Below are 12,305 nucleotides of genomic sequence, written 5' to 3' on the forward strand. Positions count from 1 at the left end.
AGGTCCCGTTCCACCGCGGGGCGAAGGCCCCTTCCGTGATCACGACCCCGTCTCCTATGCCTCATAGGAGGGGGCCGAGGGGGTGTGCGCCTTGTCACTGCCGACGGGGCCGAAGACCGCCCGATTCGGGACATTCGACATGCGACCTGACTGCGCTGTCACGGTAGGCGCTCAGCTCCCGGGGCGGGGAGAGCGATGACCAGCGACCGCACTGACCCGGCCCGGGTGGTGGAGGCGGGCGCCGACGCGTCCCGTGCGACGGGCCGCAGCCACTCCGGCGGCCGGCCACCGTGGCCGCCGTGAACACCCCGCCCTGGTCAACGGACTGCTGGATGGGGACCCGGGCTCATCGCGCGCACCTGGCGGCACGGCGAAGGGGCTGCCCCGGAACCGTACGAAACGGTCCTGGGGCAGCCCCTTCGGATGCTCAGACGCTCAGCGCGCCCTTACGCGTCCTTCGTCAGGTTCGGGCCGGCGCCGCCTGCCGCCTGCTCGATCGGCGGGACGTCGGGCAGTGCCGACTTCTCCTCGCCGCGGAAGGTGAACTTCTTCTCCTCGCCCTCGCCCTCGGTGCCGACGACCACGATGTGACCGGGGCGCAGCTCACCGAAGAGGATCTTCTCGGAGAGGACGTCCTCGATCTCGCGCTGGATCGTCCGGCGTAGCGGCCGGGCGCCCATCACGGGGTCGTAGCCCTTCTTCGCCAGGAGCGACTTGGCTTCCGAGCTGAGCTCGATGCCCATGTCGCGGTCCTTCAGGCGCTCGTCCACCTTGGCGATCATGAGGTCGACGATCTGGATGATGTCTTCCTCGGTGAGCTGGTGGAAGACGACCGTGTCGTCGACACGGTTGAGGAACTCCGGACGGAAGTGCTGCTTGAGCTCTTCGTTGACCTTGTTCTTCATCCGCTCGTAGCCGGTCTTGACGTCGCCCTGGGCGGCGAAGCCCAGGTTGAAGCCCTTGGAGATGTCCCGGGTCCCGAGGTTGGTCGTCATGATGATGACCGTGTTCTTGAAGTCCACGACCCGGCCCTGGGAGTCGGTCAGGCGACCGTCTTCCAGAATCTGGAGCAGGGAATTGAAGATATCGGGGTGGGCCTTCTCGACCTCGTCGAAGAGGACGACGGAGAACGGCTTGCGGCGCACCTTCTCGGTGAGCTGGCCGCCCTCTTCGTAACCCACGTAACCGGGGGGAGAACCGAAGAGGCGGGAAACCGTGTGCTTCTCGCTGAACTCCGACATGTCGAGGGAGATCAGCGCGTCCTCGTCGCCGAAGAGGAATTCGGCGAGCGTCTTGGAGAGCTCGGTCTTACCGACACCGGACGGGCCGGCGAAGATGAACGAGCCACCGGGGCGCTTCGGGTCCTTCAGACCGGCTCGCGTACGGCGGATCGCCTGCGAGAGGGCCTTGATGGCGTCCTTCTGGCCGATGACGCGCTTGTGGAGCTCGTCCTCCATGCGCAGCAGTCGGGAGGACTCCTCCTCCGTCAGCTTGAAGACCGGGATGCCGGTGGCGGTGGCCAGGACTTCGGCGATGAGCTCGCCGTCGACCTCGGCGACGACGTCCATGTCGCCGGCCTTCCACTCCTTCTCCCGCTTGGCCTTCGCCGCCAGCAGCTGCTTCTCCTTGTCGCGGAGGGACGCTGCCTTCTCGAAGTCCTGGGAGTCGATGGCCGACTCCTTGTCGCGGCGGACACCCGCGATCTTCTCGTCGAACTCGCGGAGGTCCGGCGGCGCGGTCATCCGGCGGATACGCATCCGGGAACCGGCCTCGTCGATCAGGTCGATCGCCTTGTCCGGCAGGAAGCGGTCCGAGATGTAGCGGTCGGCCAGCGTCGCGGCCTGGACCAGCGCCTCGTCCGTGATGGAGACGCGGTGGTGGGCCTCGTAGCGGTCGCGCAGACCCTTGAGGATCTCGATGGTGTGCGGCAGCGACGGCTCCGCGACCTGGATGGGCTGGAAGCGGCGCTCGAGAGCGGCGTCCTTCTCCAGGTGCTTGCGGTACTCGTCGAGCGTCGTCGCACCGATCGTCTGGAGCTCACCTCGCGCCAGCATGGGCTTGAGGATGCTGGCGGCGTCGATCGCGCCCTCGGCGGCGCCCGCACCCACAAGGGTGTGGAGCTCGTCGATGAACAGGATGATGTCGCCGCGGGTGCGGATCTCCTTGAGGACCTTCTTCAGGCGCTCCTCGAAGTCACCGCGGTAGCGGGAACCGGCGACCAGCGCGCCGAGGTCGAGGGTGTAGAGGTGCTTGTCCTTGAGGGTCTCGGGCACCTCGCCCTTGACGATGGCCTGCGCCAGGCCCTCGACGACCGCCGTCTTGCCGACGCCGGGCTCGCCGATGAGGACCGGGTTGTTCTTGGTACGGCGGGAGAGCACCTGCATGACCCGCTCGATCTCCTTCTCGCGCCCGATGACCGGGTCGAGCTTGGATTCGCGAGCAGCCTGGGTGAGGTTCCGGCCGAACTGGTCGAGCACCAGGGACGTGGAGGGCGTGCCCTCCGCGGGGCCGCCTGCGGTGGCCGCCTCCTTGCCTCCCGAGTACCCGGAGAGCAGCTGGATGACCTGCTGCCGCACCCGGTTCAGGTCGGCGCCCAGCTTCACGAGGACCTGGGCGGCGACGCCCTCGCCCTCGCGGATCAGGCCGAGCAGGATGTGCTCCGTGCCGATGTAATTGTGGCCAAGCTGAAGAGCCTCGCGGAGCGACAGCTCCAGGACCTTCTTGGCTCGGGGAGTGAAGGGGATGTGCCCGGACGGGGCCTGCTGGCCCTGACCGATGATCTCCTCCACCTGCTGGCGGACCGCCTCGAGCGAAATCCCGAGGCTCTCCAGGGCCTTAGCGGCGACACCCTCACCCTCGTGGATAAGGCCCAGGAGGATGTGCTCGGTGCCGATGTAGTTGTGGTTGAGCATCCGGGCTTCTTCCTGAGCCAGGACGACAACCCGCCGCGCGCGGTCGGTGAACCTCTCGAACATCGTTAATCGCTCCTCAGAGCGGTCAGGCAGTAAAGGGGTCGGTCCCCTCCCTGTCCTTCCGCAGCTTAGTCCCGCAAGCGGGGACCGCTCATTCCAACTGCCGACACCCGTCCTTGGCCTCCTGCCCCGAACGCCGACAACTGCTCCAACCCGATGGTGCGAGACGATGTTCCCGCAGGCCAAGCAGATACCCCTATCGCCAGTACGCCGATGGCGAACGTGAGACGTGCCGAGCCGCGTGTCGCCCCTCCCCACTAGGGATGTTCTTACCCGCAATTACAGACAGTCCATGCGGCGCGCGCCGGTTCCCTCCGCTACGGGCGAACATTCTTGCGCCCGGAAATGCGCTCGTACGCTCCCATCCACCCCCATCATGGACACGCTGTGCACACGTTTGCCGACCCTGCGTAACCCTTGGGGCCGCTCGGCAGTTCTTCGGGCATGGCCCTCACCGTCCCATCCCCACGCGCAGCACTCACCGACGAGCGCAATGGTGACTGTGCGTGGTGGTACGAGCACGAACTCGGCTGGCCGACGGAAGGGACCGCTCCGGTGCAGTTGCCGACCGGGCTGCGGTTCGACGTCCTGGAACTGCCTGCGGCCGCGGGGTACGCGGCGCTGCGGCGATTGAGGCACACCGGGCCCGTGGCACTGACAGGGCGGACCATGGGGGTGCTGGTGGCCGCAGGGAGCGCCGACGAGCTGCCGGGGCTGCTCGACTGGCTGGAGTGGGGCGGAGTCTCCCTCGCACTGACCGCCATCGGTACGGGCGGGCGAATCATTGCACCGACGCCGCCGGGCTGGGCTCCTCGCTCGCCGGGGGCCGCCGCATGGCTGCGGCCCCCCGAGCTGCGGCACGAGGGGAAGCCGGAGCTCCCGGCCCTCGCCGGCCTCGGGAGCAGGGGTGGGGGTGCTCCCGATCTCGTACGGCTCGTGGACGCGGTGGCAACGGAATGCCACCGGGCCCGGTTGGCGCATGCCCGGAAGGGGCGGACGACAACGGTGCAACCGGCAGCGGAGCTGTCGGCAAAGGAACTGTCGACGGATCGGTCAGCAGTTCAGCCGTTGGCCTTCTCGTAAGCCTCGCGGATCTCTGCCGGAACACGACCACGGTCATTCACATTGTGACCGTTCTCGCGCGCCCACTTACGGATCTCGGCGGTGTCCTTGTTGCCACCGGTAACGGCGCGACCCTTGCCACGACCCGCCGCTGCACGGCCGCCGGTACGCCGGCCACCCTTGGTGTACGGCTCAAGAAGACCACGGAGCTTGTCCGCGTTGGTCGTGGTGAGGTCGATCTCGTACGTCTTGCCATCCAGAGCGAACGTCACTGTCTCGTCCGCCTCGCCGCCGTCGAGGTCATCGACAAGAAGGACCTGAACCTTCTGTGCCACCGGATTTCCTTTCATCGAAAATGCAGTACGCGGAAAGGAAACCGCTTTTCCCCGGAAAACACAAACCCCTGGGAGAGGTTCAGGAGCGCAAGAACACGGGAAACATGCGCGATTCGGACATAGGGTTCCGGCGCCTTCCGACGGTCACAGGTGCAGAAGCATCCGACTGTTACCCAAGGTGTTCGGCTTCACCCGTTCGAGACCGAGGAACTCTGCTACGCCCTCGTCATAGGAACGCAGCAGCTCGCTGTAGACATCTGTGTCGACCGGCGTCTCTCCGATCTCCACGAAGCCGTGCTTGGCGAAGAAGTCGACTTCGAAGGTGAGACAGAAAACCCGGCGCACCCCCAGCCAGCGGGCGGTCTGCAACAGCTTGTCGAGTACTTGATGTCCCACTCCGGCGCCCTTGATGCTGTGATCAACCGCGAGAGTACGTACTTCCGCAAGGTCTTCCCACATCACATGGAGTGCGCCGCAGCCGATGACGCGGGCGTCCCCGTCGCGTTCCGCGATCCAGAACTCCTGGATGTCCTCGTAAAGCGTCACCGTCGCTTTGTCGAGCAGGATGCCTTCGCGCACGTACCCGTCAAGGAGACGGCGGACCGAGGGAACATCGCCCGTCCGGGCACGCCGGACGGTGATGGCCGCGTTCATAACCGACGGTTCGGTACGGAAATCGGTATGCGGAAGCTCTGAGGACATGCCCCGACGCTATCGCCCGGACTCCGTGTCCGCGCCATCGGCCGGGCGATCGTCGGCCTCCGTCAGCTCCGGCGATACGATCCGCATCGCGTCACTGAGTGCTTCCCGCTGCTCGGCGGACATCATGCCGAAGAAGGCGACAAGAGCGGCGGCGGGGTTGTCGCTGTGGGACCAGGCTTCGTTCATCAGTGCGGCCGAGTAGGCGGCGCGGGTGGAGACCGCCGTATATCGATATGCGCGGCCTTCGACTTCCCTGCGCACCCAGCCCTTCTGATGGAGATTGTCCATTACCGTCATGACGGTCGTGTACGCGATGGACCGTTCCTTCTGAAGGTCCTCAAGGACTTCCCGGACGGTGACCGGACGGTTCCATTGCCAGACCCGTGTCATCACGGCGTCTTCCAGCTCTCCCAATTGGCGAGGCACAGCGTCACCTTAGTGCTAGATGTCTGGAATGGCCGGTTATTCGGGCAACAAAAGGGCGTGCGGCTCCCGATGAGCCGCACGCCCTTCATGCGGTGCGCGAGGTGCGGTACGCGCCGTACCGGTCAGACGCCTTCGGCCCGCGGCGCCTGCTGCGCCGCCTCGGCGCCACTGACCGCCGAGTCCACGACCGCGTCCTCCTTGGCCTTGTTCGGGCCGCCCTGGCTCTTGACGATCGTCACGACGAGGCCGATGAAGAAGGCGGCCATCACCACGGGGGGCACGAGCGCGGATACGTAGTCCATGGGATCCAGAGTAGCGATCCCGGTACGGACCTCCGCGCGACCCCTCCGCCGTCCGGCGTGGCTACCCCGCGGCGCGCTGCTGCGGGGGCGGGGCAGGCCGGCGGCGGGGCGGGAAGACTTCCGAGGGCTTCGGGGCGGGGCGTTCGGACGGCGGCACGGGGCGGGCCGGGGGCGCCGGGGCCTTCGGCTTTTCGGGTTCCGTGGTCGCGGCCCGGCCGCCGGGGAGGGCGAGCAGGCGGCTGCGTGGGGCGGGTGCTGTCGCGGGTGCGGCGCGTCCGGCGAGACGGGCCCGCACCGACCGCTCGGCGAGCACGTGGCAGCGCTCCAGGAGCGCTGCGGCAACCGGTCTGCCCCGTTGGGTGCGCAGGGCGGCCAGATCCTCCGGGCGGGGGTCGTATCCGGCGGCCAGGGCATCCTGGAGCAGCTCCAGGTAGTTGGTGACCGAGCCTGGGAGGGCGTCGCGGTAGCGGACGAGGTCGGCGAGGAGGAACGCGCGCAGCCGTCCCGCCTCCCCGGCTGCCTCGTCCAGGGAACTCGCGAGCCGCAGGCAGTCCTGGACGTCCTCGTCGGGCAGGGGCGTGGGGCGGAGGGCGTTGGCGAGGGCGCGTCGGAGCACACGCAGCTCGTCCGCGCTGAACGCCATACCGCCGCGTGATCCGTAAGGCGTGGGCATAACGCGACAATACGTGCTAAATGGACAAAATCCGTTTAGCTGGGCGACGGCGGCGCGGCGGCGGCCTCCGCGCCGCCGCGCCGTTCCCGCAGGTACCCGGCGCGTGCCCTACATCCGGGCGATGTTGCGCTCGTACACCAGTCGCAGCCCGATGAGCGTGAGCCAGGGCTCGTGCTCGTCGATGACGGAGGACTCCCCCAACACCATCGGAGCAAGGCCGCCGGTCGCGATGACGGTGACGTCGTCCGGGTCGGCCGCCAGCTCCTTCTTCATGCGCTCGACGACGCCGTCGACCTGGCCCGCGAAGCCGTACACGATCCCCGCCTGCATGGCCTCGACCGTGTTCTTGCCGATCACGCTGCGCGGCCGGGCCAGCTCGATCTTGCGGAGCTGGGCGCCCTTCACGCCGAGCGCCTCGACCGAGATCTCGATGCCGGGGGCGATGACCCCGCCCGCGTACTCGCCCCGGGCGGAGACCGCGTCGAAGGTGGTCGCCGTGCCGAAGTCGACGACGATCGCCGGGCCGCCGTAGAGGTCGACGGCCGCGACCGCGTTGATGATGCGGTCCGCGCCGACCTCCTTCGGGTTGTCCATCAGGATCGGGACGCCCGTCTTGATGCCCGGCTCGACGAGCACGGCGGGCACGTCGCCGTAGTAGCGGCGGGTGACCTCGCGCAGCTCGTGCAGGACGGCCGGGACCGTGGAGCAGATCGCGATGCCCTCGATGCCGTCGCCCAGCTCCTCACCGAGCAGCGGGTGCATGCCCATCAGGCCGTTGAGCAGCACCGCGAGCTCGTCCGCGGTGCGGCGGGCGTCGGTGGAGATCCGCCAGTGCTCGACGATCTCCTCACCGTCGAACAGGCCCAGGACGGTGTGGGTGTTACCGACGTCGATGGTGAGCAGCATCAGACGCCGGCCCCGTCGGTGTCGCGGAAGTCCAGGCCGATGTCGAGGATCGGCGAGGAGTGGGTGAGCGCGCCCACAGCCAGGTAGTCGACGCCTGTGGCGGCGTAGGCACTGGCGGTGTCGAGGGTGAGCCGGCCGGAGGACTCCAGGACCGCGCGGCCGCCGACGAGCGCGACGGCCTCCTCGGTCCGGGACGGGGTGAAGTTGTCCAGCAGGATCAGGTCGGCTCCCGCCTCCAGGACCTCGCGGACCTGGTCCAGGGTGTCGACCTCGACCTCGATCGGCACGTCCGGGAACTCGTCCCGCACCCGCTTGAACGCCTCGGCGACGCCACCCGCCGCGATGACGTGGTTGTCCTTGACCAGCGCGGCATCGGAGAGCGACATCCGGTGGTTGACGCCGCCGCCGCAGCGCACCGCGTACTTCTCCAGGGCACGCAGACCCGGGGTGGTCTTGCGGGTGTCGCGGACCTTCGTCTTCGTGCCTTCGAGCACATCGGCCCAGGCGCGGGTCGCGGTCGCGATGCCCGAGAGCCTGCAGAGCAGGTTGAGCGCGCTGCGCTCGCCGGTGAGCAGGTCACGGGTGCGGGTGGTGACGGTCAGCAGCTTCTGGCCGGGGGCGACGCGGTCGCCGTCCTCGACATGGCGCTCGACCTCGAACTCAGCCGTGCAGACGATGGAGAGGACGGCCTCGGCGACGCGCAGACCTGCGATGACACCGGCCTCGCGGGCGGTGAAGTCACCGACGGCCATGGCCTCCTCGGAGACCGTGGCGACGGTTGTGACGTCCACACCGCCGTCGAGGTCCTCCTCGATGGCGACGTGCGCGATGTCCTCGACCTGGACCGGGTCGAGGCCCGCGTCGGCGAGCAGCTGGGCGAGGTCGGGGTCGAGACCGCACTCCAGGGGGTCCAGCTCATAGCCTTCCTCCCCGCCGCAGCCGCAGGCGTCCCCGCAGCCGCCCGCGGCCGGTGCGGGCGCGCCGATCTGGATCAGCGGTACGTCCACGGGTGTGGGGCGCGGATTCTCTTCGGGCGTGCTCACGGTTACGGCTCCTTGGGGGTGGGGTGGTTCGTGGGTGCTGTTGCGCAGTCTGGTGCCCCCGTCGCGCGTACGGGCGGGAATGCCTCGGACTCCGTACGGGCCAGGACCGGCTGCCGGTCGGGGGTGAGCCGGACGACGAGGTGGCGGCGCCAGGTCTCGTCGTCGCGCTCGGGCCGGTCCTCGCGCCAGTGGCAGCCGCGGGTCTCCTCGCGCTCCCGGGCGGCAGCGACCAGGACGCGCGAGACGAGGAGGAGGTTGGTGGCCTCCCATGCCTCGACGCCGGGCACGGCGACCTTGGGCTCGGCCGCCTCGGCGTCGACGGCGGCGCTGCGGTGCAGGGCCTCCAGCTCGTCGGCGGCCGTGGCGAGGCTGGCTGCGGAACGGAGGACTCCGGCGCCCTGGGTCATGATTCGCTGGATCTGCGGCCGCACCTCGGGGGCAAGGAGCGGGGAGGGGGCGGGAAGTCCGGCAGCCGGCGTTTCGGAGGCCGGTGCCTGCGCGGTGCGCGGACCGTTCGCGACGATGTCCGCAGCGATGCGCTCGGCGAAGACCAGCCCTTCCAGGAGCGAGTTGGACGCCAGCCGGTTCGCGCCGTGCACGCCCGTGCAGGCGACCTCTCCGCACGCGTACAGGCCCGGGACCGTCGTCCGGCCGCGCAGGTCGGTGCGGATGCCGCCGGAGGCGTAGTGTGCGGCGGGCGCCACCGGGACGGGTTCGGTGATCGGGTCGATGCCGTTGGCGCGGCAGGCCGCCAGGATCGTGGGGAACCGCTGCTCCCACATCTCGGCGCCGAAGTGGCGGGCGTCGAGATACATGTGGTCCGCGCCGTGCAGCTGCATCTGGCGGGTGATGGCCTTGGCGACGATGTCGCGGGGTGCCAGCTCCGCCAGTTCGTGCTGTCCGACCATGAACCGCGTACCGGACGCGTCGACGAGATGGGCGCCCTCGCCCCGTACCGCTTCCGATACGAGGGGCTGCTGGCCCTCGGAGTCCGCGCCGAGGAAGAGGACCGTCGGGTGGAACTGGACGAACTCGAGGTCGGAGACCTCCGCACCGGCCCGCAGGGCGAGCGCGACACCGTCGCCGGTGGAGACCGGCGGGTTGGTGGTGGCGGAGAAGACCTGGCCCATGCCGCCGGTGGCAAGGACCACCGCGGGGGCGTGGACCGCGCCGACGCCGTCGTGCTGGCCCTCGCCCATGACGTGCAGGGTGACGCCCGCGGTACGCCCTTCGGCGTCCGTCAGCAGGTCCAGCACCAGGGCGTTCTCCACGGTGTGGAGGGCGGCGGAGCGGACCGCCTCGACCAGGGTGCGGGAGATCTCTGCGCCCGTCGCGTCCCCGCCCGCGTGGGCGATACGGCGGCGGTGGTGGCCGCCCTCGCGGGTGAGCGCGATGTCGCCGGTGTCGGTGGTGTCGAAGTGCGCGCCGGTCTCGATCAGGCGGCGTACGGCGTTGGGGCCCTCGGTGACCAGGGTCCGCACCGCGGACTCGTCGCACAGGCCCGCGCCCGCGACCAGAGTGTCGGCCAGGTGCTGTTCGGGGGTGTCGCCCTCGCCGAGCGCCGCAGCGATGCCGCCCTGCGCCCAGCGGGTGGAGCCGTCGTCGAGGCGGGCCTTGGTGACGACGACGGTGGCGAGGCCCGCGGCCGCGCAGCGCAGCGCGGTGGTGAGGCCGGCGACGCCGGAGCCGACCACCACGACATCCGCGTCGATGGCCCAGCCGGGGGCGGGGGCGGTCAGCCGTATTCCGGTCACGTGTCGGCTCCGAAGGTCAGCGGGATGTTGTCGATGAGCCGGGTGGCACCCACCCGTGCGGCAACGGCGAGGATCGCGTCACCGGTTGTCCGGTCATCGGGGATCTCGGTGAAGTCGGCCGGGTCCACGAGCGCCAGATAGTCCAGTGCGAGCGGGGGCTGCGCGGCGGCCGCGTCGTCGAGGATCGTGCGTGCGGCTGCGCGTACCGCCGCGGGTCCGTCGTCCGGCCGGGCCCAGGCCACCGCCTGGGTGTCGGCGGCCGCGCGGACCTCGCCGAGGCGGGTGAGCGCGGCGGCCCGGCCCGTCGTCGCCGTAGTGGTCTGGGCGCGGGCGTGCAGCGCCTGCTGGGCGGCCAGCCGGTCCCGGGCGGCGAACAGGGCCCGGGAAAGAGCGAGGGCGGTGCGGCGCTCCTCGGCGTCGAGGAAACGGTTGCGGCTGGAGAGCGCGAGGCCGTCGGGCTCGCGGACCGTCTCCACCCCGACGATCTCCACCGGAAAGTTCAGATCGCGCACCATGCGGCGGATCAGCGCCAGCTGCTGGGCGTCCTTCTGTCCGAAGTACGCCGCATCGGGGCGGGTGAGGTGCAGCATCTTGGCGACGACGGTCAGCATCCCGTCGAAGTGCCCGGGGCGGGACGCACCTTCCAGACGCTCGCCCATCGGGCCCGCGGCGATCCTGACCTGCGGTTCGCCACCGGGGTAGACCTCGTCGACGGACGGGGCGAAGACGGCGTCGGCACCGGCCGCGCCCGCGACGGCGAGATCGGCGTCGAGGGTACGGGGGTAGCGGTCGAGGTCCGCCGCCTCACCGAACTGCAGCGGGTTGACGAACACGGTGACGACGACCTGGCCGTCCGGGCCCGCGGCGGTGCGTGCGGCACGGATCAGGGTGGCGTGGCCCTCGTGCAGGGCGCCCATCGTCATGACGAGGGCCCGCGGCCCCGTGCGTGCGCCGAACGCGTCGAGTTCGGCCGCCGTACGCAGCAGCATGGTCGCTCCGGTCGTGTTCATCGGGTCCTTCCCGGTCCTGTGCTGCCCGCGCCGCCCGCACCGGTCCCGCCGTCGGACAGGACGCCGAGCAGGTCCTCTGCCAGTTCCGGCTTGAGCAGGCCGTGCGCGAGCGCCCGGTCGGCGGTGGCACGGGCCATGGCAAGGTAACCGGCCACGGTCTGCGGGGCGTGCCTGCGCAGCTCGCCGATGTGTGCGGCGACCGTGCCTGCGTCACCGCGGGCCACCGGGCCGGTCAGCGCGTTGTCACCGGAGCGCAGCGCGTTGTCGAGTGCGGCGCCGAGGAGCGGGCCGAGCATCCGGTCGGGGGCCGCGACCCCTGCCGTGCGCAGCAGCTCCATCGACTGGGCGACCAGGGTGACCAGGTGGTTCGCGCCGAGGGCGAGCGCCGCGTGGTAGAGCGGACGGGACTCCTCCGCGATCCATTCCGGTTCGCCGCCCATCTCGATGACCAAAGCCTCGGCAGCGAGCCGCAGCTCCTCGGGGGCGGTGACTCCGAAGGAGCAGCCGGCCAGCCGCTGTACGTCGACAGCGGTGCCGGTGAACGTCATCGCCGGGTGCAGGGCGAGCGGCAGGGCGCCGGCCCGCAGTGCGGGGTCCAGGACCCCGGTCCCGTAGCGCCCCGACGTGTGGACGATCAGCTGTCCCGGGCGGACCGCGCCCGTCTCGGCGAGGCCCTCGACCAAGCCGGGCAGGGCGTCGTCGGGGACGGTCAGCAGCACCAGCTCGGCGCGGGCGAGCACCTCTGCGGGCTGCACAAGGGGGACGTCGGGCAGAAGCGAGGCGGCGCGGCGCACGGACGCGTCGGAGACACCCGAGACGGCGACCGGGCGGTGCCCGGCGAGCTGCAGGGATGCAGCGAGGGCGGGGCCGACGCGGCCCGCGCCCACGACGCCGACGGTGAGTCGGGCGGGGCGGTCCCTCGCGTCGAGGGGCTCCCTGGGTGTTGTTGCGTTCACGCGGCGATGGCCTTCCGTTCCAGTCCGCGGGGGGTACCGGACGATTTCTTTGCATGCTACGCCAGCGTTTCGTCCGGGCTCCCGGCCGTCCACAGGCTGTGGACGAACACATGGACCGACGACGGGGCAGGGACCGCGAAAAGGTGTGGCGGGGGCGGCGCTCT

12 protein-coding genes are annotated in these 12,305 nt (G+C 70.1%); 1 reads left to right on the plus strand and 11 read right to left on the minus strand.

Going from position 1 to position 12,305, the window contains the following annotated elements:
* Nucleotides 1-446: 446 nt before the first annotated feature.
* Nucleotides 447-2,975: an ATP-dependent Clp protease ATP-binding subunit gene (locus ACNPQM_RS10220; protein ID WP_418083770.1), complete on the minus strand. Its 2,529-nt coding sequence runs from the start codon at nucleotides 2,973-2,975 to the stop codon at nucleotides 447-449.
* Nucleotides 2,976-3,416: 441 nt separating this feature from the next.
* Here ACNPQM_RS10220 and ACNPQM_RS10225 point away from each other — a divergent pair, with 441 nt between their 5' ends.
* On the plus strand, nucleotides 3,417-4,055 hold the full coding sequence (locus tag ACNPQM_RS10225) for an SCO3374 family protein (protein WP_418083771.1): 639 nt from the start codon (nucleotides 3,417-3,419) through the stop codon (nucleotides 4,053-4,055).
* Here ACNPQM_RS10225 and ACNPQM_RS10230 read toward each other — a convergent pair.
* The 10 genes from ACNPQM_RS10230 to ACNPQM_RS10275 all read right to left on the minus strand — a co-directional run bounded on the left by ACNPQM_RS10230 (nucleotide 4,034) and on the right by ACNPQM_RS10275 (nucleotide 12,141).
* A complete protein-coding gene (locus ACNPQM_RS10230) occupies nucleotides 4,034-4,369 on the minus strand; it encodes a histone-like nucleoid-structuring protein Lsr2 (RefSeq protein ID WP_327368168.1) in 336 nt (111 codons plus the stop codon). The two genes, ACNPQM_RS10225 and ACNPQM_RS10230, sit on opposite strands and share 22 nt — an antisense overlap.
* A gap of 144 nt (nucleotides 4,370-4,513) precedes the next feature.
* A complete protein-coding gene (locus ACNPQM_RS10235; RefSeq protein WP_358858827.1) occupies nucleotides 4,514-5,023 on the minus strand; it encodes an amino-acid N-acetyltransferase in 510 nt (169 codons plus the stop codon).
* A 57-nt stretch (nucleotides 5,024-5,080) separates the two neighbouring features.
* Nucleotides 5,081-5,497 carry a BlaI/MecI/CopY family transcriptional regulator gene (locus tag ACNPQM_RS10240; RefSeq protein WP_418083772.1) on the minus strand — a complete coding sequence of 139 codons (417 nt, stop codon included), beginning with the start codon at nucleotides 5,495-5,497 and terminating at the stop codon, nucleotides 5,081-5,083.
* A gap of 122 nt (nucleotides 5,498-5,619) precedes the next feature.
* A complete protein-coding gene (locus ACNPQM_RS10245) occupies nucleotides 5,620-5,799 on the minus strand; it encodes a hypothetical protein (RefSeq protein ID WP_418083773.1) in 180 nt (59 codons plus the stop codon).
* Nucleotides 5,800-5,860: 61 nt separating this feature from the next.
* The gene (locus tag ACNPQM_RS10250; protein WP_418083854.1) at nucleotides 5,861-6,442 is read right to left on the minus strand and encodes a hypothetical protein; all 582 of its coding nucleotides are present in this window, start codon (nucleotides 6,440-6,442) and stop codon (nucleotides 5,861-5,863) included.
* Nucleotides 6,443-6,580: 138 nt separating this feature from the next.
* Complete coding sequence (locus tag ACNPQM_RS10255; protein WP_266984380.1) at nucleotides 6,581-7,378, minus strand: type III pantothenate kinase; 798 nt, start codon at nucleotides 7,376-7,378, stop codon at nucleotides 6,581-6,583.
* Nucleotides 7,378-8,421 carry a carboxylating nicotinate-nucleotide diphosphorylase gene (gene nadC / locus ACNPQM_RS10260; RefSeq protein WP_418083774.1) on the minus strand — a complete coding sequence of 348 codons (1,044 nt, stop codon included), beginning with the start codon at nucleotides 8,419-8,421 and terminating at the stop codon, nucleotides 7,378-7,380. The genes ACNPQM_RS10255 and nadC overlap by 1 nt, the downstream gene beginning before the upstream one ends.
* 2 nt (nucleotides 8,422-8,423) lie before the next feature.
* Entirely contained in the window at nucleotides 8,424-10,175 is a 1,752-nt protein-coding gene (locus ACNPQM_RS10265; RefSeq protein WP_418083775.1) for an L-aspartate oxidase, read from the minus strand.
* Nucleotides 10,172-11,185 (minus strand): pantoate--beta-alanine ligase, encoded by a 1,014-nt coding sequence (gene panC, locus ACNPQM_RS10270; RefSeq protein ID WP_418083776.1) that lies wholly within the window; start codon nucleotides 11,183-11,185, stop codon nucleotides 10,172-10,174. Before panC ends, ACNPQM_RS10265 begins: the two co-directional genes overlap by 4 nt.
* Nucleotides 11,182-12,141, minus strand: a complete 960-nt coding sequence (locus ACNPQM_RS10275) for a Rossmann-like and DUF2520 domain-containing protein (protein WP_358858761.1) — start codon at nucleotides 12,139-12,141, stop codon at nucleotides 11,182-11,184. The genes panC and ACNPQM_RS10275 overlap by 4 nt, the downstream gene beginning before the upstream one ends.
* Between the last annotated feature and the right edge of the window lie 164 nt (nucleotides 12,142-12,305).

Origin of the sequence: Streptomyces sp. NPDC056231 (assembly GCF_048270745.1) — a bacterium.
GTDB lineage: Bacteria > Actinomycetota > Actinomycetes > Streptomycetales > Streptomycetaceae > Streptomyces.

Bases quoted from the DNA above. Each gene is read 5' to 3' on its own strand.
- ACNPQM_RS10255 (WP_266984380.1), bottom strand. From the start codon at position 7,378: ATGCTGCTCACCATCGACGTCGGTAACACCCACACCGTCCTGGGCCTG.
- ACNPQM_RS10245 (WP_418083773.1), bottom strand. From the start codon at position 5,799: ATGGACTACGTATCCGCGCTCGTGCCCCCCGTGGTGATGGCCGCCTTC.
- ACNPQM_RS10220 (WP_418083770.1), bottom strand. From the start codon at position 2,975: ATGTTCGAGAGGTTCACCGACCGCGCGCGGCGGGTTGTCGTCCTGGCT.
- ACNPQM_RS10250 (WP_418083854.1), bottom strand. From the start codon at position 6,442: ATGGCGTTCAGCGCGGACGAGCTGCGTGTGCTCCGACGCGCCCTCGCC.
- panC (WP_418083776.1), bottom strand. From the start codon at position 11,185: ATGAACACGACCGGAGCGACCATGCTGCTGCGTACGGCGGCCGAACTC.
- ACNPQM_RS10225 (WP_418083771.1), top strand. From the start codon at position 3,417: ATGGCCCTCACCGTCCCATCCCCACGCGCAGCACTCACCGACGAGCGC.
- ACNPQM_RS10235 (WP_358858827.1), bottom strand. From the start codon at position 5,023: ATGAACGCGGCCATCACCGTCCGGCGTGCCCGGACGGGCGATGTTCCC.